Genomic DNA, 19773 nt, shown 5'->3' on the forward strand with positions numbered 1-19773 from the left:
TCCGGGTAAACCTCGCCCAGGGCACGATCATCGTATCGAGTTAATGTCACCGGTTTTTCTGGACCGACTGGGTGCACCGGCCGTTACTGTTCCCAGAGATCTGGACGGATTCCAGGTTGTTTGCCCCTCTTTTTCCCGTTCCCGGTGCCGCGAGACCCCCGTCGGTCACCGCCCTTACGAAGGAGAGCGCGCCCGATGACTGTTGATACCGGCCTGGAGGGACAGATGGAGCAGCCCCGGCAGTCCAGCCTGGGTACCGCGGCTGCTCGTAACCTTGCCACCACGACCAAGTCTGCCCCGCAGATGCAGGAGATCAGCTCCCGCTGGCTGCTGCGGATGCTGCCCTGGGTGGAGACCAAGGGTGGCGCCTACCGGGTGAACCGTCGGCTGAGCTACACCGTCGGTGACGGGCGCGTGGAGTTTGTCCAGGACGGTGCCAACGTCCGGGTGATCCCCCGGGAGTTGGGCGAACTGGCCCTTCTGCAGGGCTTCGAGGACGTGGAGGTGCTGACCGCGATCGCCGACCGGTGCGTGCAGCACGACTTCCGTGCCGGCGACAGGCTGGTCGAGCGCGGTGCGCCCGCCGACCGGATCCACTTGATCGCCCACGGCCGGATCAGCCAGACCTCCGTCGGCAAGTACGGCGACGAAGTGGCCGTCGCCGTACTTGCCGACGGCGACCGGTTCGGCGACCACGCCCTGTTGGATACGGACGCCCGGTGGGACTCCACCGCCACCGCCGAGACGGCCGGCACCCTGCTCACCCTGTCCCGCGCCGACTTCGCCGCCGTACTGTCCGCGGCGCCGAGCCTCCAGGCCCATGTCCAGCAGTTCAGTTCGCTTCCGCTCAAGCGGCAGAATCGTCACGGCGAGGCGGAGATCGCCATGTCGGCCGGCCACACCGGCGAGCCCGAACTGCCCGGCGCGTTCGTCGACTACGAACTGAAACCACGCGAGTACGAACTCTCCCTCGCGCAGACCGTTCTGCGGGTCCACACGAGGGTCGCCGACCTCTACAACGGGCCGATGAACCAGACCGAGGAGCAGCTCAGGCTCACCATCGAGGCGCTGCGCGAGCGCCAGGAGTACGAGCTGGTCAACAACCGGGAGTTCGGTCTGCTCCACAACGCCGACTTCAAGCAGCGCATCCAGACCCACTCGGGACCACCCACCCCGGACGATCTCGACGAGCTGCTCTGCCGCCGCCGCGGCTCCAAGTTCTTCCTCGCCCACCCCAGGACGATCGCGGCGATCGGGCGTGAGTTCAACCGACGCGGCCTCTACCCGACCCACGTCGACCTCGGCGGGCAGCAGGTCCCGGCCTGGCGCGGAGTCCCGATCCTGCCCTGCGGCAAGATCCCCATCACCAAGGAGAAGACCAGCTCGATCCTCGTCATGCGCACGGGCGAGGACAACCAGGGCGTCGTCGGTCTGCGCCAGACGGGTCTCCAGGAGGAGTACGAACCGGGCCTGTCGGTGCGCTTCATGGGCATCGACGAAAAGTCGATCATCTCCTACCTCGTCACCACCTACTACTCCGCCGCCGTCCTTGTGCCCGACGCGCTCGGCGTACTGGAGAACGTGCAGATCGCCAGTCGGCACGATTAGGGCCTCTCGGCTGGATCTTGCCGGGCTCGCGTGCCCGCGGTGACATCAGCGGCTGACGCGGCGGGCCGGGCCTCGCCGCGTTGTCCTCAGTCGGCGACTCGCCCGCTGCCTCAAGGGCGTGGGAGGTGCTCCCTCCGCGTCGCCTCCCGCCTCCGCCCTGCGATTCACGGCACCAACGGTGACACCAGCCGCTGACGCGGCGGGCGCTCCCCGATCCGGCCTGATCCAAACGGAAAACCCCAGGGCACGTGGACCCTCCAGGCCGGCCGAGCGTGCCCAGAATCCGGACGATTCCCCCCTCCCGTCAAGGAGCTGTGGATGCCCAACCCTGAGCCCTTCCCAGTGCAATCGGGCCTGCCCGCGGCCGCTTCCCGCTTCGGGGCGCACGTCCTCGCCGACGCCGCCGCCCGCGCCCGCGACATCAAGGCCGCCACCGGCGGCCCCCCACTGGCGCCTTCCTCATCCGCCGCCCCGGCCCCCGTGGAGGTCCCTGCCGCCGAGGTCCGTACACCCACCGCGGAGCTGCGACGGATCCTGCGTGGCCCCAGTGGTCTGGGCACGGCGGGCCTGTACTTCGCCCGGCACGAAGAGCCGACGCCGACGCCTACGGAGGGCCGGCCGATCCCGAGCCTCTATCACCACCCTGTGCCGGAGCCCGACTCCGTGCGAGTGGAGGAGGTCAGCCGCAGGATCAAGGCTTGGGCGTTGGACGAGGTCGATCTGTACCCCGATGACTGGGAGGATCAGTTCGACGGATTCTCCGTGGGGCGCTACATGGTCGCCTGCCATCCGGACGCCCCCACCGTCGACCATCTGATGCTCGCCACGCGCCTGATGGTCGCCGAGAACGCGGTGGACGACTGCTACTGCGAGGACCACGGGGGCTCGCCCGTCGGCCTGGGCCAACGCCTTCTGCTGGCGCACACCGCCCTAGACCCCCTGTACACGACGAAGGAGTACCAGCCGCAGTGGGCGGAGTCTCTTCGGTCGGACGCACCTCGACGCGCATACCGTTCCGCCATGGAGTACTTCCTCCAAAAGGCCGGCCCTTCTCAGGCCGACCGGTTCCGGCACGATATGGCCCGGCTGCACATGGGGTATCTCGCCGAGGCCGCCTGGGCCCAGCAGGACCACGTCCCTGAAGTGTGGGAGTACCTGGCGATGCGCCAGTTCAACAACTTCCGCCCCTGCCCCACCATCACCGACACCGTCGGCGGCTACGAACTCCCGGCGGACCTGCACGCCCAGCCCGCCATGCAGCGGGTCATCGCGCTCGCCGGGAACGCCACCACGATCGTGAACGACCTGTACTCGTACACCAAGGAACTCGCCGGCCCCGGCCGGCACCTGAACCTGCCGGTGGTGATCGCCGAACGTGAGGACGTCTCCGACCGCGAGGCCTATCTCAAGGCGGTCGAGGTGCACAACGACCTCATGCGTGACTTCGAGGCCGAAGCCGCGGCCCTGGCCGCCGCCTGCCCCGTCCCGAGCGTGCTGCGCTTTCTGCGAGGGGTGGCCGTGTGGGTCGACGGCAACCACTACTGGCACCAGACCAACACCTACCGCTACAGCCTGCCCGACTTCTGGTGAGAAGAATGGATTCATCTGTGACCAGCACCGAACTGACCAGCACCGACTCGGCCTCCACCGGCACCTCCGTGTTCATCCCCGCCCCGGTGACGCCCTATCAGGAGGACATCGCCCGTTACTGGGACGGCGAGGCGAGGCCCGTGAACCTGCGTCTCGGCGACGTCGACGGCCTGTACCACCACCACTACGGCATCGGGGACGTCGACCACTCGGCTCTTGGCGACGCCGCGAACAGCGCGTACGAGAAGAAGCTGATCGCCGAGCTCCACCGTCTGGAGTCGGCACAGGCCGAACTCCTCCTGGACCACCTCGGACCCATTGACCGCGACGACACGCTCGTGGACGCCGGCTGCGGCCGCGGCGGCTCGATGGTGATGGCGCACCAGCGCTTCGGATGCAAGGTCGAGGGCGTCACACTCTCGGCCAAGCAGGCCGATTTCGCCAACGGGCGTGCCCGTGAACTCGGCATCAAGGACCACGTTCGCGCCCGCGTCTGCAACATGCTCGATACGCCCTTCGAAACCGGGCAGGCCGCGGCCTCGTGGAACAACGAGTCGAGCATGTACGTCGACCTGCACGACCTCTTCGCCGAGCACTCCCGCGTCCTCGCGGCAGGTGGCCGCTACGTGACCATCACCGGCTGCTGGAACCCGCGTTACGGCCAGCCGTCGAAGTGGGTCTCCCAGATCAACGCGCACTTCGAGTGCAACATCCACTCCCGCCGGGAGTATCTGCGCGCCATGGCCGACAACCGCCTCGTACCGCATGCCGTCATCGACCTCACTCCCGAGACCCTGCCCTACTGGGAACTGCGGGCCACGTCCTCGCTGGTCACAGGTATTGAGGAGGCGTTCATCAACTCCTACAAGGACGGCTCCTTCCAGTACCTCCTGATCGCAGCCGACCGCGTCTGAGGGCTGTCCCGGCAGGACTTGCCCGGTCGCGGGGAGCGGTCACGATACGTGGGGGCGGACCGGCCTGATCTGTGAGGAGCGGTGCGCTCACGCCGACGTGGCGGGGAGAACGGCGAGGAACTCGCGGACGTGGCGGAGCCAGGTCGCTCGGTCTGCCGCGTTCAGGACGTGGGCGGCGCCGGGCAGTTCGATCAGCTGGGCGCCCGGAATGCCGGCCGCCAGACGGTACGAGCTCTCGGGCAGTACGAGCCGGTCGCCGGTCGGCACCACCACCAGGGTGGGTGCGGACACCTTCGCCAGGTCGGTCCGGATGTCCACGCGGGACACCAGGTCGAAGTGGTCCAACGTGCCCGGCGGCATCGCGGCCAGGGTCTGGGCGACCGGTGCGTCGAGGTCGGCCGGTTCGAGGTCCGCCAGGTCCGCCACGTCCGCCGGGGACATACAGGACAGGAGGACGAGTCGTGCCAGGTCGTCCCACTGACCCGCGGCCGCAAGGGACTTGATCAGCTGGGCGGCCAGCGCCAGGACGGGGTCAGCGGTGGGGAAGCCGGCGGTGAGGACGAGGGCCCGGACGCGGGTGGGGTGCCGTGTGGCGATCCGGACGGCCACGGCGCTGCCGAGGGACTCCCCGAGGACGGCGAACGAGTCCTGGCCGGCTGCGACGGCGGCTGCGACCAGGCGGTCGGCGAGGTCGTCCAAGTCCAGTGGTGCGACGGCCGCAGGGGAGCCACCCGCTCCCGGGTAGTGCGGGCCGACGAGGGTGTGGTCCTGGGCGAGGTCGTCGAGGACGAGGCCGAAGTTTCCCTCGATGCCGCCGCCGGCGCCGTGGGCGAGCAGGAGTGCGGGGCCGCGCCCCTGCACGAGGACATCGAGGTGAGGGGTGGGAAGCGCGTGATCAGTGGTCATGCCGCCGACGCTAAACTCCGACATCAGTGTCAGAGTCAAGTTGCGGTGTGTGCGCCGGAAGCGTGAAGGGGGGCGAGCGGCATGCGTATGAAGGAGATGGTGCGGCGCACCAGGGTCCATGAGCGGCTGCTGCGCTACTACGAGCAGCAAGGACTGCTGACGCCCGAGCGGCTGCCCAGCGGCTACCGCGTCTACGGCGAGTCGGACGTCGAGACGGTGCGCCGCATTCGCTGTCTGCTGGCGGCAGGCCTGCCGACCGCTCTGATCGCTCAGGTTCTGCCGTGCGTCCGGGCGGACGACGAGCGCCTCGTGCCCACCTGTCCGGACCTGCTCGCCCAGCTGCGCCGGGAGGGCGAGCGGATCACCCGCGCCATCGAGGATCTACAGGCGTCGCGCGCGATGCTCGACACCATCATCGCCGCCGTGCCCCCAGGGGGCGCCGGGACGCCGAGGTCGCCTCAGCCGGGCGTAGCCGAGGCAAGCTGACGGGAAGCCCCAGATGGAGCGGCTTGCCATTGCGAGGCGGAAGGCATCGTAGGGGTTCGACCGGAACATGACCAGGACTTCGCCACCGCCAAGACTGTCCTCGGCAGCTCGCACCTCGTCGGCCTCGCCCTGGACTTCGGCCTCATAGCCGCCGCCAGGCGCCAACTCCCCGCGCCCGCCGCTTCGTTGGTGAAGCGGCGGGGTTCAGGCGTGAGGGGAGAGGCGCGCTCAGTGGTGGGTTTTGGCGAACGCCACGAGTTCGGTGAAGGCTTTGGTGGTCAGTGTGAGGTGAGGGCCGTACGGGGCCTTGCTGTCACGGACGGGAACCACACCGTGCGAAGCGGCGAGGTTTGCGGCGACAAGTTGCCCGGTGAGCCCTACCCCGGTCCTCATCGGCCGCCCTCCCCGGACAGTGGTCCTGGTGTTCCCCACCCGCCCAAGGTTGCTTGAGCAGTTACCTCCGACGCGCACAAGGAGTGCCTCAGCCGTACAGTGCTGGGCCGCGTCCTCATGGCTGGAGGTGGCCTTTCCTCGGATTGGGTTCCCTCGTTCGCCGCTGTACCCCGTGCCTCGTTCCTGCCGGATCTCATGTGGGCCGTTCGACCTGAAGACGGGGCAGAGCGTTGCCGTCTCCCGGTCGGCAGAGCCGGAGGCCTGGTACGGGTACGCGGCATCTGACGTTCCCGTTGTCACGCAGTGGGACGACGGCCGGCATTCCGGTACCGAACCGGGTGAGCTGTCCACCTCGTCGGCGTCCATGCCGTCCGTCGTGTTCCGGATGCTTCAGGACCTGGACGTGCAACCAGGCAATCGTGTCTTGGAAATCGGCACGGGCTCCGGATGGAATGCCGCGCTGTTGGCACACCGGTTGAGGACGGAGAACGTCGTCACGGTGGAACTTGATTCCGTTGTCGCGGCAGAGGCACGAACAGCGCTCAACGTGTTCGGTCTGCCGGTCTCTGTCATCAACCGTGACGGACTCAAGGGATATCCGGAAGGAGGGCTGTATGACCGCGTCATCGCGACGTGCGGGTTCCGGGAACTCCCCTTCGCCTGGGTGGAACAGAGCCGACCGGGCGGAGTCATCGTGGTCCCGTGGGGGACTCACTACGGCAACGGTGACGCCGTGGCCCGGTTGGTTGTCGCCGATGACGGAGAGAGCGCCACCGGGCAGTTCACAGGTCCCGTGGAGTTCATGAAGGCACGGGACCAACGGCTCGCGCCCATCGTGCATTCCGAGTTCGTCAGCGGCGGCATGACCGACTGTGACAAGGCGTCCACCACCATCACGGAGGACGAATTCATGGGGGAGCGCTTCAGCTCACAACGGTTCGTCTTGGGTCTCAGACTGCGCGACTGCGTCCATGTCGAAGCAGAGAAGCGCGACGGTGCACGACCCGTGTGGTTCTACGGGCTCACTGATCGTTCGTGGGCATGCGTGATGTTCCGTGACGGAGACACGGCGTCGGTCTGGCAATCCGGCCCCCGACGCCTGTGGGAGGAAGCCTCTTCGGCCTACGCCTGATGGGTGGGCAAGGGCAAACCCGGATACGAGCGCTTCGGGCTCACCGTGACGGCGGAAGGGCAGAGCGCGTGGGTGGATGATCCGGCCGGTTCCTGGCCGGTCTGAGACCACTCCGAGCGGCCCCGTCCGCGCACTGCCTCCGTGGCGTGCGGGCGGGGCTTGCCCGCTGTGTCCGCCGGTATCCGCGGCAAGGTCTTCTTGACCATGCCGCAGCGGCATGGGTTCCACTGGAGGCATCGACGCGTCCGCGTCGCGGGAAACCTGAGTCCTGGGGGACATCGTGGGGTGGAGTACCCGTCAACTCGCCGAGCTGGCCGGCACGACGCTGCGCGCGGTACGGCACTACCACGACGTCGGCCTGCTCGCCGAGCCCGAGCGCCGGGCCAACGGCTACAAGAGCTACGGCGTGGCCCACCTCGTCCGCGTACTGCGCATCACACGCCTGACCGGGCTCGGGCTCTCGCTGAAGCAGATCACCGAGCTGGGCGAGGCCGACGAACACCCCGAGGAGGCGCTGCGCGCGCTGGACATCGAACTGGCCGCGTCCATCGAACGGTTGCGGGGGATGCGCGCCGAGATCGCCGTGATCCTGGACCGGTCCGCGTCGACCGACCTCCCGCCCGATCTGGCCAGGGTCGTCGCCGACGCGGAAGTCCCGGCGACCGACCGTTCGATGGCCGTGGTCATGAGCCAGGTTCTGGGCCAGTCGGTGCTCGACGCCTACGCGGCCATGCTGCGGACGACCGGGCCCGACGCCACCCTTGTCGAGTTCGACCGTCTGCCCGCCGACGCCGACGAGCGCACCCGTCAGGCCCTGGCCGAGCGGATGGTTCTGGTACCCGCCGTCCGCAAGGTGCGCACGGAGTTCCCGAGTGTCCAGGAGCTGTGCGCGGACGCGCCCCGAGGAGAGGACTTCGCCGTGCACGCGCTCGGCCTGGCCGCCCTCGATCTCTACAACCCCGCCCAGATCGACGTACTGATCCGCATGAACGGCTAGGGCCTCTCGTTTGGATCTTGCCGGGCTCGCGTGCCCTGGTGCCGCGCCTCGCCGCGTTGTCGTCACTCCACGACGCTCCGCGTCGCCTCCCTCCTCCGCCTTGCGATCCACGGCACCAGACCCCGCTCCCTGATCCGGCCTGATCCAAACGAAAGACCCTAGGCGTGTCCGCAAAGTAGCGCCGTCCCAAGCCCGCCCGTTCCCGCCGCACACCCGTGCGCGCCCGTACGCCCTCGTACGTCCTTGAGGAGGACCATCAGATGCACAGAACTCTGTCCCTCGCCCTCGCTGTCACCGCGGTGGCAGCAACCACGATTCCGGGAGTGTCGGTGGCGGCGACGCCGGACACCGTGCGGTGGGGCCCGTGCCCGGAGAAGGTCGCCGCGCCCCGTCTTGAGTGCTCGACGCTCGAAGTCCCGTTGGACTACAGGGATCCCGACGGCCGGCAGATCGAGATCGCGATCTCCCGGCTGGCGAGCAAGAACCCCTCGCAGCGCCGCGGCGTGCTGCTGACCAACCCAGGCGGCCCCGGCGTTACGGGACTCGGCTACCCGGCCGCTCTCTCCGACTCGGGGCTGCCGCAGAAGGTGCTGGACTCCTACGACGTGATCGGCTTCGACCCGCGTGGCGTCGCCCGCAGCTCGCCGGTGGCCTGCGATCTGACGCCGGAGCAGCAGGCACGCGGCAACTTCCCGCGGTACGCGCACACCGCGGCCGATGTCGCGCGCGAGGCGGTGCACGCGCGGACCATCGCCGAGCAGTGCACCACCTCGCGGACGGCGTGGATGCTGCCGCACACCACCACCGCGAACACCGCGCGTGACATGGACCGGATCCGGGCGGCACTCGGCGAGCCGAAGCTCTCGTACCTCGGTGCCTCCTACGGCACTTACCTCGGCGCGGTGTACACGACGATGTTCCCCCAGCGCAGCGACCGGATCGTACTCGACAGCAACCTGGGCCCCGGCGGTTACGACTTCACGGCCATGCGATTGCTCGCCCGCGGACTGGAGGACCGGTTCCCGGACTTCGCGGCGTTCGCGGCCGCGCACCCCGAGTACGGTCTGGGCACCACACCGGAGCAGGTGACCGCGGAGTTCTTCGATCTCGCGGAGCGGTTGGAGACGAACCCGGTCCGGGGCGTCGACGGGACGTTGTTCCGCGGAATCACGTTCGGGGAACTCTACGCCGACGCGAGCATGCCCCGACTGGCCGAGACCTGGCGGGCGCTCGACACGGACCAGCCGCTTCCGATCGACCCGCCGTCGGCGGACATGGACAACTTCTTTGCCGCCCGGTTCGCAGTGGTATGCGGCGACACGCGCTGGCCGGGCACGGTCCGGGAGTATCAGCGGAGTGTCGCGGTCGACCGGCTGAAATACCCGATGCTGGGCGCGTCCACGGCCGGCATCGGACCGTGCGCGTTCTGGCCGGCCGAACGGGTCGAGCCGCCGGTGCGCATAGGCGACCGGGGACCGTCGAACGTGCTCATGGTGCAGAACGAGCGCGACCCGGGCACGCCGCTGGCAGGCGCCCAGGAGCTGCGGCGGGCGTTCGGAAAGCGGGCCACGATGGTGACGGCCGACCAGGGCGGCCACGGTGTCTATCCGTTCAGCCCCAACACGTGCGCGAAGGACGCGGTGACGGCGTTCCTGACCGCCGGACAGCGCCCGTCACAGGACCTCGCCTGCGCGGCGGAGCCAGGCAAGTAGCCGGAGCGGGCTCGGAAGCGGGAGCGGAGACATGTTCACGGAGTGGCGGCGTCGTCGGGCCGCGCAGCGGGTCAAGCCGGGGGACGGGCGAGCGCTGAAGCGTTTCCGTTGGTGGCAGTTGCTTTTCCGCGCACTGTTCTATCTTCGGCTGACGGACGATGCCGGCCGGCAGACGGTCTACGCCGTCGACGTCAGGCATTGGCAGAACCAGTCGTCCGGCGAGGTCAAAGCCCACCTGTACCTCGATGGCAGGCGTCACGCCGAGTCCAGACTCCCTGCCGCCTTCCCCGTCCGAGGCGGCACCGTCGAAGTAAGGATGAGCGCCTTCGGGCTCAAGCGCTGCCACTACGTCACCGCCGATGGGGCCGAGTATCAGCTCGTCCCGGACCCCGACTCAGCCGAGGGACGCCGAGCGCGCCTCGACCGCGCGCACCCCGCGCTGAGCCGCTGGATCGGTTTCGTCTCGGTGATCGTGCTCGTCATCGCCCTGGCACTCCTCATCTCACAGCTCATCGAACAGCTCACCCAGGTGCCCGTCGTCTCCCAGCACATCGGGACTTTCACCTCGCCCATCCATCTGCCGGCATGGCTCAACATCACGATGGGGGTGGGCACTCTGGTGGCCAGCACGGAGCGGGCGCTGCGGCTGCGCTACAGCCGGCTGCTCGACGGCGGGGCGGGCTGAGGCGACTGTCCAGGTACCCCAAACATTCCGGGACCTCAAGCATGCGGGCCGCCAGTCGGCGAACGTCTCGTCCAGCCTCGGATCCTGCGGGTTCTGCCAGATGAGGCAGCCGTAGACGATGCCGGGCACCTCGGAGCCCATCAGGTCTGCTGGGCCTTCGCCGAGCGTTCGATTGATGGCTTCCAGGTAGGCGGCGATCGACGCATACAACGGCTCTTCCATGAACAAGCCCTCGTAGCTGCTCCACTCACCGAGGCCGGCAGCCGACAGGTACAAGCCGGTGTCGGTTGCTTCGCGGTAGTTGCCGAAGGGGGCAGCCCACTGCGAGCCTTCCCAGTAGTCCTTGCCCTGGCGGTCGAAGCCGGCCAACCGCGGCCGGATCGACTGAGAAGGGGTGAGCAGCAGCCCGTGAGGCAGGAACCGTCCCGTGGCTACCTCGCCCTCTTCGTCGTACTCCTCAATGTCGAGCTGCCGCACCCCGCCGGCCATCGCCCAGAGGGCGACCAGCTCGGGCAAGAAGCCGTACCCGCAGTAATGCCTGAGTTGGCCTTCTGCTTCCTCAACCTCGGCCTCGGTGGCCGGGGGCAGAATCGAAGCGTGCGAGGTGGGAGCGTGCACGCGCAGCCATTCGGTCAACTGCTGCCAGGCGATGGCCGTCCGCTCTATATGTTGGGTGTTCATACTCCAGACCCTATGCAGAGAGGGAACAATCCCCGCTGCCCCGCGACGCCGCTCAACACCTCACCGCGCTTCTGCGACGGCAGCATGCCATCTACCGGGAGCGAGGCGACGGCATCGTGATACGGGGCGAGTACGCGGGCCGGTGGATCCCCCTCCCGAACACTGTTCCCATCACCTCACGGTTCTGCCCCGCCATCAGCGCGGCCACCGCCCGCAGCCGGTCCTCTGCGTCGACGGCGACAGATGCCGCGTGTCCCCCCGCCAGATCGCTCATACCCGCAACGGGCCCAGAACCCGAACCAGTTTGGAGTAATAGTCAGGTTCCGACTTCCCTGTTGATGGCGAAATCGCCGACGCGGTCAACGCTTATGCGGGAGCGGAGGTCGTATCAGAGACAGACGTCGAAGCTCTTCGGACCGGCGCTGTGGAGACTGCCCACCCAGTCGTCCTCGACGGTTTGGCCGCCTTCTTCGGGGTCTCCTCTTTGTACTTCCAGTCGGTTGATGTCGTGGCCCGTCAGGTCTATGAGGGACTCCGGCTCTTGTCAGCTGCACGCAAAGGGGCTGTGGGGGAGGGTCAGAACCCGGGGCGGTACGCAAGGGCTGTCGGCGAGTGCCATGTCGCTCATCAATGACTTGATCGTGGAGTTGGAGCAGCGGGAGCCGGACGCGAATGAGTAGGAGCTGTCCGGGGCGCCTCCGCTGCCCCGGACAACTGCTCTCAGCTATGCCTGGTCGGTGTCGCGCGGCTCATGACGCCTACCCGAGGCGAACACGACCCTGACCGCCTTCAGCGCGCCGAGATCGGTGAGTGGGTCTCCGTCGACGAGCAGCAGGTCTGCCCGGAAGCCGGGTGCGATCCGGCCGGTTACCGTGCTCAGGCCCAGTGCGTCAGCCGCGTCGATTGTCGCCATGTCGATGACCCTGCTGTTCGGCAGGCCCAGGTGCGCGTAGAAACCCAGCGCCGAGGCGAGCCCGTCGAAACCGGCACGGCCGACTCCCGCGTCGGTCCCCACGATGATCTTGGCACCGGATTTCGCCATCTGCCGCACTCCGTCGAACAGCGCCTCTGTCCGCTCCTCGCCGAAGAAGCGGGCGGCCATCTGCCAGTGCGGGCTCACGGTGGGAGAGACGAAGATTCCCTGCTCCACGATTCGGGCCAAAACGTCGGGCCGGAGGTCGAAGCCGTCGGCGGTCATCCACGTACAGTGCTCGATCGTGTCTACGCCAGCCTTCACGGACGCTGCGATGCCGTCCGCTCCGTGTGCGTGCGCGGCCACCGGCACGCCGGCCTGGTGGGCCTCGCCCACAAGGGCTTCAAGCTCTTCCGGTGAGAACTGGCTCTGCCAGCTCCTCGGCCCGTCCTTGGTCAGTCCGCCGCCGGTGGCCATGACCTTGATCACGGTGGCACCTGCCGCGATGTTGCGCCGTACCAGGTCGCGAACCTCGGCCGCCCCGGAGACCTCGCCTCCCAGGAAGTAGCAGTGCCCTCCGGGCGGGGTGGCGGGCGTACCAGCCGACACGATCCGAGGTCCTGGCGTGCGCCCGTCGGCGATCTCCGCGGCCACGCGAAGCGCGAATCCGTCGCGGTCTCCCAGGTCCCGCGCGGTGGTCACCCCGCTGAGGAGGAGCTGCTCCGCGCGGCGGCGCATGTCCTGGATCAGGGTCTTATCGCTGGATGCTTGGAAGACGGCTCGGGGGTCGGTGCCGCCGTCGAACGCGAGGTGGATGTGTGCGTCGATGAGACCGGGCATGAGGGTGCCGGGAAACGCGAGGCGCGTCGTGTTCGGGTCGGCCTGGTCAGCGAGCTGTTCCCGCGGACCGACCGCGGTGATCGAGTCGCCCTCGATGAGGACCGCGCCGTCCTCCAGATACTTTCCGGAGCCCACCAGGACTCGGTCCGCGGTGATCAGCATGGCGTCTCCTTGGTTCTGGATGACGGTGCGGAAGCGCGAAGCGCGTCCGACACCGCGATCAGTTGTTTGACGTCCGATTTCCGGTCGCGTCCCAGAGACATTGCCAGCGGGACGGCCGGACGTGGTGCGGGCTCGCCCTGCCCGATCCTTGCGACCGCCTGGCGGAGCCGGTCGGCCAGTTCGTCGGGGGCAAGGTCGAGCGCAGAGCCGCCGTACTCGTCTTCAACCCAGTAGGGACTGGTGTCCACGAGTCCGTCGCGACATTCCACCATCCTCCGGTGGTACCGCCGATGCACACCGTGAGCCCGCCACCGGTCTCGAAGAGAAGGCGAGGCTGGGTGCAGCACGTTCTCGGGATATGCCTCCGACAGCAGTTGCCACAGCGGGGTAAGGCGACGGTGGTCACGGCGATGCCGGAGCCAGAGCCGAAGGGACGCCGCTCTCGTACTCGCACCCGAGTAGGTGACACCTGCCACGAAGAGGAGGATGGACGCCGCCAGCAGGAAGGCCACCCCAGCCATGAACGGCTGCGGAACGGTTTCACCGCTCCACCGGATGATGACGACGACCAGCCGTATCGCGCAGGCCACGGCCGTCGTGATGAGACCGATCGCGGCCATCCAGAGACCGGTGGAATGGGGGCGCCGCGATTTGCTGGCGTAGCGGCGAGTCCACCGTGCGGCGGAGCCCAGGGCGTACGTGTTGTAGACGCCGGCGACGCCGTAGAAAAAGGCAACTTGCGGGATCGTCATATCGGCAGTGCTGTACGAACCGACGAAAACTTCATGAGGGACCGACACCACGGCCGCGGTGATCGACATCGCCACCAGGGCGACGACGACGGCTTCCCACCGGGCTCGGCGTCCGGCCTGCCTGTCTGCCGAGTACAGGTAGAAGCACATCAAGAAGTAGGCCGACAGCAGAAGCAGAATGTTCTGGAGCAGCTTCGCGGCGCCATGCGCGGCCACGGCATCGAATCCGGAGGCGCCACCGGGCATGGCCAGAGGGTAGGACAGGGCGATGCACAGCAGGCACAGCGTGACCGAGCGAAGAGGCGCGTCGCGAGGGTCTCGTGCTAGGTGGTAGAGCTTCCACAGGACGGCGGCCACGATGAGGAGGAGTAGCTCGGGCACGGGCTAGATCCACCCTCGTCGGCCTTCGAGGGCAGACTGGATGCGCCGGAGAGAGGGGTCCGCCGGCAACGGCGCCTCGCGTTCGAACACCGAAGACCATTCCAAGAGGATGGTGGCCACGAGTTCAACGGCGCACTCCTCGCCGGATTCGTACGAGCAGCGCCGAGCAAAACGACGGATCAGCCCACGATCGACCACCGGGATCAGGTTCTTCCATCCCTCGGCGAAGTCATCAGGGGTTTTCTCCCTTTGGGCGACTTCTTCATCCTTGGCCACGATGAGGTGACCCACTTCGTGCAGGATGATGTGATCTTGGTGCAGACGCGTGGTCTCCTGCTGGTAGAAGATCACGTCCATCTGAGGGAAATCGACCCACACCCCGGACGGGCCCGGCTTCTCAAGGGCAACCGGCCGAAGATCAATAGGTCGTCCACGGCGTTTGCCCAGTGCTCGGCACAGCTCTTCTACGTCCATCGGAGGGCCGATGTCGAGAGCACGCAACTCCCGCCGGATTTGGCGGTGCAGGTCTTTCTCCGCCGTCCGTCTACCAGCCGTGCGCCAACGGCCCAACCGCCGATGAGTAGTTCTGCCTTGTGCAGTGGGCTCAGCCGCGTTGCGACTACGCCTTCCTGACCACATCAGTAATCCCTGTTCGTACCGGCGGTTGACGGCTTCCACACGGAGCCGAGCGACAGCCGCGCCCGTGTCGACAGCACTCTGACCCCGGGCCGCTTCTGACCTGCGAGCACGCAAATGATCACAGGCGCCGAGGGCAGAGCGGCTTGGGTCACGGGACGTGAGCGCACCTTCCAATGGCACCCAAATGATCTAGCGCGCAAACGAGCATCGTGATCGACAAGCTGTCTCGACGGAGCTACCGGGAGCCGTCTTGGACACTACGGCACGCCTCGGATCAGGGATTATCTGAAGTAACGTCATATTCGCAGCTCGCCGCTTGGTTATCGCCGTGTCGATCGCGGCGGACGGCTTATTGTGGGAATGGATCACGCGTGTGAGCTGCGAGTCTTCTGACTCGTCATGTTCACACCACCCCTTTGGTGCATTCGTTTTGGCTGCTCGCTGCCGTTATCAACCTCACAGGCAGACTCTGCTGTGAGGTTGTGGCTGTAGTCACTCCGGGACGGTAGGGGTTTCTCTCGTCTCTCGCTATTACTCTTTCGGTCATGTCTGCCGAAATGTGCGATCGAGGCGCTGGTTACCTTGAGTTCTGGAATGAGTACCACCTGTCCACGCTAACGACGGTGCGCCCCAACGGCCGCCCGCACGTCGTGCCGGTCGGCGTGACCGTCGATTTCGAAGCCGGGATTGCGCGAGTCATCACTGGAAAATCCAGCAAGAAGGTGGCCAACATCCTGGGGGCGCTCCCCGGTCAGGCTCGCGTTTCTGTTTGCCAAGTAGAGGGAGGGCGCTGGGCAACTCTGGAAGGCGTCGCGGAGGTCCGCACTCACCCAGACGTAGTCGCTGATGCCGTGGCCCGCTACGGAGCCCGATATGGACGCACGCCGACCCCCAACCCCGAGCGCGTGGTCATCGAGATTACGATCGACCGGGCCATGGGACGTGCGGATGTGCCCAGGCCCCAGGCTGCCGTCACGTAATCACGCTCGGATTTTCGTTGCATTCCCTCGTGAACGTGGGTCCAAGTCTCGGCGTGCTTCAGCGTGTGGGCCCGCCGGCGCTTCGCTCTGCGGGGGTGGACCGACCGTCTTCGCGCCTGAAGGCACCCTTTGCTGAACACCTCACCTGGCGTACCACGTACGGCTTCCTGGCGATGATCCTCGCAGTGGTCGCCGTCCTCGCCCTTGGCCTGCGCGCGCCCTGGCCACCCGCCCTTGCATACCCCGCCGAACAGCCAACGTCAGCGGGTCAGTAGCCCGCATTCGCCCCTTCCTCGTATTCTCCGCCGCATTAACCCTCAACGGCTTGGCGATGTAGGCTGTGGACGACGAGGTGATGGCAGCGTCGAATGGGCTACGGAACCTTCGGCGCAGCTACCTGCGCTCGCACGGAGACGACACCACCAGTAGATCCGAGAAAACCACTGGTGTTGGGTGGCCTCCCCTCGCGCGGAGACGACCTCGCGTCCGATTTCGGATCGACCGACTACACCGGGTGACCTCCGCTCGCGCGGAGACGACGGCAGCACGAAGAACGCGACCAGGCCCAGCGTCGGGTGACCTCCGCTCGCGCGGAGACGACCAACGGTGGCGTCGATCCACTACAACCTGTTCCGGGTGACCTCCGCTCGCGCGGAGACGACTGATCGGGGTGGGGACCCGGGGCGGCCGATGTCGGGTGACCTCCGCTCGCGCGGAGACGACCGGTCCGAGAGGTCGGTTCAGGCACTCCGTGACGGGTGACCTCCGCTCGCGCGGAGACGACGACCCGGGGTACTCATGACCTCCCCCGACCAACGGGTGACCTCCGCTCGCGCGGAGACGACGGATCCAGGCCGGTAGGGCGCCACTCAGGCCGCGGGTGACCTCCGCTCGCGCGGAGACGACATGCTCATGGGGAGACGGTCGTTGGGCTTGGCCGGGTGACCTCCGCTCGCGCGGAGACGACACCTGAAAGACGCCGAACTCCCGCTCGCGGTACGGGTGACCTCCGCTCGCGCGGAGACGACAGCAGCTCCTCACTCTCACCCAGGCCAACCAACGGGTGACCTCCGCTCGCGCGGAGACGACCCGTCGCCGTAGCCGAGAAGGTCCGACATCCACGGGTGACGTCCTCTCCGCTCGCGCGGAGGTGAACCGGCCAGCAGGGCACCGACCGCCGCGCGGTCGAAGTCCTCTCCGCTCGCGCGGAGGTGAACCACCGACACCACCCCTCCCTCGCCGCCAGCCGTCGTCCTCTCCGCTCGCGCGGAGGTGAACCGGAGAGTGACCACGCACAGCGTCTGTTCCGGAAGTCCTCTCCGCTCGCGCGGAGGTGAACCGTCGCCATGCAGCTTCATGTATCCGGCGCTGGCGTCCTCTCCGCTCGCGCGGAGGTGAACCGTCACCGGCAGTGTTGGTGATGATGATGCCGACGTCCTCTCCGCTCGCGCGGAGGTGAACCGGCACCAGCGGCGACAGAAGAGGGCTCAGGCAGGTCCTCTCCGCTCGCGCGGAGGTGAACCGGGCGTTGCTGTTCTACGGCGGCTTGGAAAGCCCTCTCCGCTCGCGCGGAAGTGAACCGTGACGACCACTTAGAGTGAGGATCGTGATGTGGTGCTTCCCGTGCGAGCGAGGCCGAACCGGTAGTGAGCGTGGTGGTGAGCTTCGAGGCGGAGCGCTTCCCGCATGAGCGTCAACTTCGGACGCAACTCGACGTCCCGCGGTGCGTGCAGCGATCGCCGCACGGTTCCGGATCGGGTTGGACCGAGGAGGGCGCAGCCGGATCGAATCGGATGCAAATGTCCGGGTCTTTAGGAAAACCGCAGGTGAGAAGCGTCACCGGGATAGGTTCGAGTCCCACGCTCACGTCAGGCTTCGTATCTCGCGCGGCCCACGTCAGGCTTCGCATCGCATCCCGCGCGGCTCATTTCAGGAGGCCGCGCCAGCGGTCGGCCGACTCCGTCATGTCCTGGATGACCCGCTCCAGGAACGTCCCTGCCTTGGTCAGCCGCTGCCCCACGGGGGTGTCGAGCCCGAGCGCCTCCGCCGCCGCCATCGCGGCCCGCGCCGATTCGAGCGTCTGTTGCGCGCTGATCGCGATGGAGTGGTACCAGGCCTCGTCGTCGACCACGTAGATGTCGCGGCGCCGCTGCGGATCGCGCTCGCGCCGGACATACCCGTGCTGGACCAGGAAGTTCACGGCGACGGAGACGGAGGCCGGGCTGACCTTCAGTCTGCGGGTCAGCTCGGCCGCGGTGCTCCTGCCGTCCTCGGACATCAACAGGTCGACGTGCACGCGCGCGGTTGTTCTCGGCATTCCCGACCTGACCGCCAGCTCGATGATCTCCTCTTCCATCGCGCCGGCGGGCGCTCCGGCCGCGCGCGGGGGTGCCGGTGTACTACGCCGTGCCCGCTGGACCGTCGCCTGGTGGGCCTGCTGGGGCCGGTAGCCGCGGGGGCCGCTGTTGCGGGCGACCTCCCGACTGACCGTCGAGGTCGGCCTGTCGAGCCGCCGGGCGATCTCGGCGTAGGAGAGCCCGTCGGTGAGTCCGGCCGCGATGCGTGCGCGGTCCTGGTGGGTCAATCGTCCTCCTGGCATGCGGCCAGTATTGCTTTCGCTGCCATTCATTGCAACGAGTCATTGCGTTCGGCGTCAATGTCATTGCATCAATTTGCCGCCGTCCAGCTGGGAAAACGGATTCCAGTCGATTGACGGAATTCTGAACGCAACGTAGCTTTCGGAATACGTAAAACGCGTCATGTCGCGAAATGAGGAATGGTCATGAGTGAATCCGTCCACACCGTCATGGCGCTGCCCACGGCGCGTCCGTCCGGCTGCCCCTTCGACCCGCCGGCCGAGTTGATCGACGCCCGTCGGCACGGCCCCATCAGCCGCTACCCCCACCCCGGCGGCAAGCCAGGCTGGCTGATCACCGGATACGACGAGGTCAGATCGGTCCTGGCCGACCCGCGGTTCAGTGCCCGCAAGGACCTCATGAACGTGGTCGACTACGAGCTCCCCCCGGCGCCTCCCGGCGAGTTCCTCCTCACGGACGAGCCGCAGCACAGCCGCTACCGGAAGCCCCTGGTGGGGAAGTTCACCGTACGGCGGATGCGGCTGCTCACCGAGCGGATCGAGCAGATCACCGCCGACTGCCTGGACGCCATGGAGCAGGCCGGCCCAGCGGCGGACCTGGTGACCGCGTTCGCCAAGCCCATCCCCACCATCATCATCTGTGAGCTGCTCGGCGTGCCGTACGAGGACCGGGCCTCCTTCCAGGAGCAGATCGACACGTTCATGAACGGGGAGCCGGACGAGGAGAAACTGATAGCGGCCTACACCGCGACCCAGGAGTACCTCGCACAACTGGTCACCGCCAAGCGCGCCAACCCCACCGACGACGTGCTCAGCGAACTCGCCGACAGCGATCTGACCGACGAGGAGTTGCGGGGGATCAGTCTGATCCTCCTCGCGGCCGGGTTCGACACCACCGCGAACATGCTGTCCCTCGGCACCTTCGCGCTGCTCCAGCACCCCGAGCAACTGGCCGCGCTGCGCACCGATCCCGAGCTCATCGACCAGGCCGTGGAGGAGCTGCTGCGGTATCTGAGCGTCGCAAAGTCGTTCATGAGGACGGCACTTGTGGACGTCGAGGTGGGCGGCCGGACGATCGAGGCCGGCACCACGGTGGTCCTGTCGTACAACACCGCCAACCGCGATCCCGAGCGTTTCGCCGACCCCCATACGCTCGACCTGAACCGGCAGGACGGCGGGAACCTGGCCTTCGGCCACGGCATCCACCTGTGCCTGGGCCAGCAGTTGGCCCGCATCGAGATGCGGGTCGCGTTCTCCGCGCTGCTCAAGCGTTTTCCCACGCTGCGCCTGGCCGTACCGGCCGAAGAAGTCGCTCTGCGCCCGGAGACCGCGGACATCTACGGAGTGAAGAGCCTCCCGGTCACCTGGGACGTGTGACCGCGAGCGAGTGGCGGGTGAGTTCGCGT

At 67.5% G+C, this 19773-nt stretch carries 15 protein-coding genes, 1 pseudogene and 1 CRISPR repeat array; of the genes and pseudogenes, 10 read left to right on the top strand and 6 right to left on the bottom strand.

From position 1 onward, the window contains the following. Nucleotides 1-195: 195 nt before the first annotated feature. The 3 genes from ACIQD6_RS06660 (at nucleotide 196) to ACIQD6_RS06670 (ending at nucleotide 4112) form a co-directional block, all read left to right on the top strand. Nucleotides 196-1608, top strand: a complete 1413-nt coding sequence (locus tag ACIQD6_RS06660) for a family 2B encapsulin nanocompartment shell protein (RefSeq protein ID WP_401878893.1) — start codon at nucleotides 196-198, stop codon at nucleotides 1606-1608. Nucleotides 1609-1926: 318 nt separating this feature from the next. Next, a complete protein-coding gene (locus ACIQD6_RS06665) occupies nucleotides 1927-3198 on the top strand; it encodes a family 2 encapsulin nanocompartment cargo protein terpene cyclase (RefSeq protein WP_401878896.1) in 1272 nt (423 codons plus the stop codon). Nucleotides 3199-3215: 17 nt separating this feature from the next. Next, complete coding sequence (locus ACIQD6_RS06670) at nucleotides 3216-4112, top strand: geranyl diphosphate 2-C-methyltransferase (RefSeq protein ID WP_401878899.1); 897 nt, start codon at nucleotides 3216-3218, stop codon at nucleotides 4110-4112. A gap of 87 nt (nucleotides 4113-4199) precedes the next feature. Here ACIQD6_RS06670 and ACIQD6_RS06675 read toward each other — a convergent pair whose 3' ends face one another. After that, complete coding sequence (locus ACIQD6_RS06675; RefSeq protein ID WP_401878902.1) at nucleotides 4200-5018, bottom strand: alpha/beta fold hydrolase; 819 nt, start codon at nucleotides 5016-5018, stop codon at nucleotides 4200-4202. Between the two features lie 81 nt (nucleotides 5019-5099). Between ACIQD6_RS06675 and ACIQD6_RS06680 the strand changes: the two genes are divergently transcribed. Beyond that, on the top strand, nucleotides 5100-5504 hold the full coding sequence (locus ACIQD6_RS06680; protein WP_401878905.1) for a MerR family transcriptional regulator: 405 nt from the start codon (nucleotides 5100-5102) through the stop codon (nucleotides 5502-5504). 228 nt (nucleotides 5505-5732) lie between these two features. Here the strand turns inward: ACIQD6_RS06680 and ACIQD6_RS06685 are convergent, their stop codons facing one another. Then, nucleotides 5733-5897 (bottom strand): DUF397 domain-containing protein, encoded by a 165-nt coding sequence (locus ACIQD6_RS06685; protein ID WP_401878908.1) that lies wholly within the window; start codon nucleotides 5895-5897, stop codon nucleotides 5733-5735. 117 nt (nucleotides 5898-6014) lie between these two features. On the opposite strand from ACIQD6_RS06685, the pseudogene ACIQD6_RS06690 reads away from it, so the two are divergent. From ACIQD6_RS06690 to ACIQD6_RS06705, 4 genes and pseudogenes are all read left to right on the top strand, one after another. Next, nucleotides 6015-7134: pseudogene (locus ACIQD6_RS06690) on the top strand (rRNA adenine N-6-methyltransferase family protein). A gap of 175 nt (nucleotides 7135-7309) precedes the next feature. Then, nucleotides 7310-8026 carry a MerR family transcriptional regulator gene (locus ACIQD6_RS06695; RefSeq protein ID WP_401878911.1) on the top strand — a complete coding sequence of 239 codons (717 nt, stop codon included), beginning with the start codon at nucleotides 7310-7312 and terminating at the stop codon, nucleotides 8024-8026. A gap of 260 nt (nucleotides 8027-8286) precedes the next feature. Then, nucleotides 8287-9738, top strand: a complete 1452-nt coding sequence (locus tag ACIQD6_RS06700) for an alpha/beta hydrolase (RefSeq protein ID WP_401878914.1) — start codon at nucleotides 8287-8289, stop codon at nucleotides 9736-9738. A 31-nt stretch (nucleotides 9739-9769) separates the two neighbouring features. Continuing rightward, a complete protein-coding gene (locus tag ACIQD6_RS06705) occupies nucleotides 9770-10423 on the top strand; it encodes a hypothetical protein (protein WP_401878915.1) in 654 nt (217 codons plus the stop codon). Nucleotides 10424-11828: 1405 nt separating this feature from the next. On the opposite strand, the gene ACIQD6_RS06710 is transcribed toward ACIQD6_RS06705, so the two are convergent. From ACIQD6_RS06710 to ACIQD6_RS06720, 3 genes are read right to left on the bottom strand one after another with little or no spacing between them, the layout of a single operon-like run. Beyond that, nucleotides 11829-13019, bottom strand: coding sequence for an amidohydrolase family protein (locus ACIQD6_RS06710; RefSeq protein WP_401878918.1), 1191 nt, complete (start codon nucleotides 13017-13019; stop codon nucleotides 11829-11831). Continuing rightward, nucleotides 13013-14152 carry an MAB_1171c family putative transporter gene (locus ACIQD6_RS06715; protein WP_401878921.1) on the bottom strand — a complete coding sequence of 380 codons (1140 nt, stop codon included), beginning with the start codon at nucleotides 14150-14152 and terminating at the stop codon, nucleotides 13013-13015. The genes ACIQD6_RS06710 and ACIQD6_RS06715 overlap by 7 nt, the downstream gene beginning before the upstream one ends. 3 nt (nucleotides 14153-14155) lie before the next feature. After that, nucleotides 14156-14626, bottom strand: a complete 471-nt coding sequence (locus ACIQD6_RS06720; protein WP_401878924.1) for a hypothetical protein — start codon at nucleotides 14624-14626, stop codon at nucleotides 14156-14158. A gap of 710 nt (nucleotides 14627-15336) precedes the next feature. Here ACIQD6_RS06720 and ACIQD6_RS06725 point away from each other — a divergent pair. Further along, complete coding sequence (locus ACIQD6_RS06725) at nucleotides 15337-15771, top strand: pyridoxamine 5'-phosphate oxidase family protein (RefSeq protein ID WP_401878927.1); 435 nt, start codon at nucleotides 15337-15339, stop codon at nucleotides 15769-15771. A gap of 389 nt (nucleotides 15772-16160) precedes the next feature. Then, nucleotides 16161-17349: direct repeats of the CRISPR family, unit length 16 nt; unit sequence CTCCGCTCGCGCGGAG. A 346-nt stretch (nucleotides 17350-17695) separates the two neighbouring features. Here the strand turns inward: ACIQD6_RS06725 and ACIQD6_RS06730 are convergent. Further along, on the bottom strand, nucleotides 17696-18370 hold the full coding sequence (locus ACIQD6_RS06730) for a helix-turn-helix domain-containing protein (RefSeq protein WP_401878929.1): 675 nt from the start codon (nucleotides 18368-18370) through the stop codon (nucleotides 17696-17698). A gap of 183 nt (nucleotides 18371-18553) precedes the next feature. Here ACIQD6_RS06730 and ACIQD6_RS06735 point away from each other — a divergent pair, with 183 nt between their 5' ends. Continuing rightward, nucleotides 18554-19744 (top strand): cytochrome P450, encoded by a 1191-nt coding sequence (locus tag ACIQD6_RS06735; protein WP_401878931.1) that lies wholly within the window; start codon nucleotides 18554-18556, stop codon nucleotides 19742-19744. The last annotated feature ends 29 nt before the right edge of the window (nucleotides 19745-19773 follow it).

Source organism: Streptomyces sp. NPDC088400, assembly GCF_044753355.1.
GTDB lineage: Bacteria > Actinomycetota > Actinomycetes > Streptomycetales > Streptomycetaceae > Streptomyces.